This window comes from Kitasatospora sp. NPDC056531 (genome assembly GCF_042794375.1).
Classification (GTDB): domain Bacteria; phylum Actinomycetota; class Actinomycetes; order Streptomycetales; family Streptomycetaceae; genus Kitasatospora.
The window spans coordinates 1-2373 of sequence record NZ_JBHTTU010000289.1; the positions used below are offsets into that span (position 1 = coordinate 1).

Consider the following 2373-nt stretch of genomic DNA (forward strand, 5'->3'; position numbering starts at 1 on the left):
CAGGCTCACGAATTTGATTAAAGACGCTCAGTGATCCTATGGTTACCGTGTGGAGCTTCTCCGACTGTCAAAAGCCGCAAAGTGCTTGGGTGTTCACCCGGTGACGCTTCGCCTGTGGGCTGATTCGGGAAAGATCCCGGTGACTTGGGTCGGGCGTGAGCGCCGGTTCTCCTCGGTCGATGTGGAGGCGATGAAGGTCACCGCCGGTGGTGGTGACCGGATTCGCTTGGAGGGCCTGTACGTTCGCGTCTCGGGCTCGACCGGTCAGGAGTCCTCGCTGGAGGCACAGGAGACCGAGCTGCGGACCACCGCCACGGGCAAGGTCGTCAGAGTCTTCAAGGACCGAGCCTCCGGCCTGCGGGAGGAGCGGCCTGGTTTGAACAAGCTGCTTGCTGCAGTGGCAGACGGGTCGGTGACGGTGGTTCGGGCGACGCACGAGGACCGGCTGGCCCGCTTTGGTGTCGGCTGGCTCAAGCGCCTGTTCGCCGCCCACGGGGCCACTGTGGAGATCCTGCATCCGAAGAAGACCGGCGGGCGGCAGGAACTCCTGGAGGACTTCATCTCGCTGGTCACCACATTCGCCGGTCGACTGTACGGGATGCGTTCAGCGGACGCCCGCCGGCGTCTGCTGGCGGAGTCCGGGCAGTGCCTGCCGGACGGTGATGTCCGATGAGCCGAAAACTGCCCCTCGCCGACGGCGAGACCTCCCGCACCGCGTGCGCCCGCACCCCGATCCGCGCGGGTGTGGAGGAGAAGACCGGCGAGATCCTGCCTCCGGGCAGGCTGACGGAGCGGATCGGCTGGTGTCTGGACCTGGTATCGGGCATGGCCGGACACCTCATCACCGAGCACTGGAACACCCCCGACGTGCACATCCTGGCCTCCGGCGAGGACGCCGGAGGCCGCAAACTCCCGTCGAACGCCTGGATGGCACTGCGCCGCCTCGGCTGGACCGTGGCCGCCCCGGCGAAGATCAACGACCGGATCGTGCGCATGACCCAGGAACAGGCCGGCCGCGCCCTGCGGTCGATGAAGTGGCGCGCTGACGTGGTGTCCGGCGTCCTGGCGACGTGGCCGGGCGACCCGGCCAAACGCACCCCCGGGGAATGGGACACGGTCCGCGCCGCCGTGCCGGGCGGCGAGTACCTGCCCTCCAGCGTCATCAAGTCCCGCACCCGGCAGATCGCCGCGTTCGAGCGCAAGAACGGGCGCCTTCCGGCAGATGTGTTCGAGCTGGAGCCCGCGCCCCGCGTGGCCCGGATGCTGCTGCTCGCCGCCTGCGACGGACAGCAGGCCACCATCGAACGCTCCGAGACAAACCCGGCGAAGGCGCTCCTGCGGTTGCAACTGCCCACGCTGCCCGATCCGCAGACGTACAAGGACTGGACGTGGGTGGCCTGCCCGATCACGCTCCCGCCCACGATCCCGGCGAATGCCGTACTCCACCTGCCCACTGTGCGCACCGTCGGCGCCAAGGCGCGGGCCGACCTCGCCTACACCCACCCCGCGCCCAAGACCCGACGCACCGGCCACACCGTGGCACTCGGCGTGGACTGGGGCCTGAACACACTCCTGTCCGCCGGGGCGGCCCGGCTCCATGACGACGGGAAGATCACCACCCTCGGCACGGGAGCGCAGTACCGCGCCGCCGGAGTGACCGCCAAGCAGCACCGGCTGCGCCGCCACGGCGAGAAGCCGCACGCCAAGAACGACCAGTACACCCGGATCATCAACGGCGACGACCAGCACGCGCTCGTCCCCCGAAGCGCCCTCCTGGCACGGGAGATCGGGCGCGTGGCCGACCGGCGCTCGAACCTCAATGACGCCCTCGCCCGGTCGGCCGCCCGCTGGGCCGTGGACCAGGCCATCGCCGCAACAGCCACCGTCATCTACCTGGAAGACCTACGGTCGATGGAGGCCAAGGGCATGGGCCGCACGCGTAACACGCGTCTGTCCCAGCAGGTTCGGGGACAGATCGCCGACCGGATGCGGCATCTCGCCGCCGAGGCCGGGATTGCCGTGGTGAGCGTCCCGGCGCGCAACACCAGCAGGCACTGCCCCTGCTGTCTGACGCCGCTGCGGCACCGCAAAGCCCCCGATCGTCCCACCGTGCCGGGATGGAAGTGGGCGCTCTGCCCCGACCCACAGTGCGCCTGGCAGGGCGACCGCGACCAGGGAGCATGGCACAGGATCGCCACACGCGGCCTCGCCCACCAGACCAAGACCGTCACCGACCACGCCACCGCCGCCATGGCCATCCGTACGATCGTGGACGCCATGGAGACCAAGGCGGTCATCACCCAGACCACCGGGAAGGAAGACCGGTCGAAGACCGGCCCGACCCGGAAGCGTTCACCACGCCCCGCGCCCCGG

The 2373-nt window shown here is 69.5% G+C and carries 2 protein-coding genes; both read left to right on the forward strand.

From position 1 onward, the window contains the following. Positions 1-49 precede the first annotated feature (49 nt). A complete protein-coding gene (locus ACFQ87_RS45695) occupies positions 50-673 on the forward strand; it encodes an IS607 family transposase (RefSeq protein ID WP_380616963.1) in 624 nt (207 codons plus the stop codon). After that, positions 670-2373, forward strand: a 1704-nt coding sequence (locus ACFQ87_RS45700; protein ID WP_380616964.1) for a hypothetical protein, incomplete at its 3' end; no start/stop codon positions are given. The genes ACFQ87_RS45695 and ACFQ87_RS45700, both read left to right, overlap by 4 nt.